The following is a 448-nucleotide window of genomic DNA, read 5'->3' as shown; positions in this document are numbered from 1 at the left end:
GCGGCGTCCCGGTCACCGGCATCGAGATCTCCCGGCACATGGTCGCCCGGCTCCGCGAGAAGGCCGACGAGACGACCCTGCCCGTCGTCATCGGGGACATGGCTACCGCCCGGGTGCCGGGGGAGCACACGCTCGTCTACCTCGTGTACAACACGATCGCGAACCTGCCCACGCAAGACGCCCAGGTCGAGTGCTTCCGCAACGCCGCGCGCCACCTCGCCCCCGGAGGCCGGTTCGTCGTCGAGCTCTGGGTCCCCGAGCCGCGCGCCCTCCCACCCGGCCGCACCGCGACCGTCTGGCACGACGAGCCCGGCTACCTCGGCGTCGACACCTACGACGTCCTGCACCAGCGTGTCGTGTCCCACCACGTCCGTTTCGACGACGACGGCCGCGCCGAGGTCCACCGCACGCCCCACCGGTACGTCTGGCCCGCCGAGCTCGACCTCAT

1 protein-coding gene is annotated in these 448 nt (G+C 72.1%); it reads left to right on the top strand.

Features of this window, described 5'->3' with window-relative positions; genetic code table 11:
* Positions 1-448: class I SAM-dependent methyltransferase (locus G3I78_RS48375; RefSeq protein ID WP_164436995.1), on the top strand; the 448-nt coding region annotated here is incomplete at both ends.

This window comes from Streptomyces sp. SID13726, assembly GCF_010548375.1.
GTDB lineage: Bacteria > Actinomycetota > Actinomycetes > Streptomycetales > Streptomycetaceae > Streptomyces.
The sequence above is the reverse complement of the archived record's forward strand: the minus strand, read 5'-3'. Positions and strand labels throughout refer to the sequence as shown.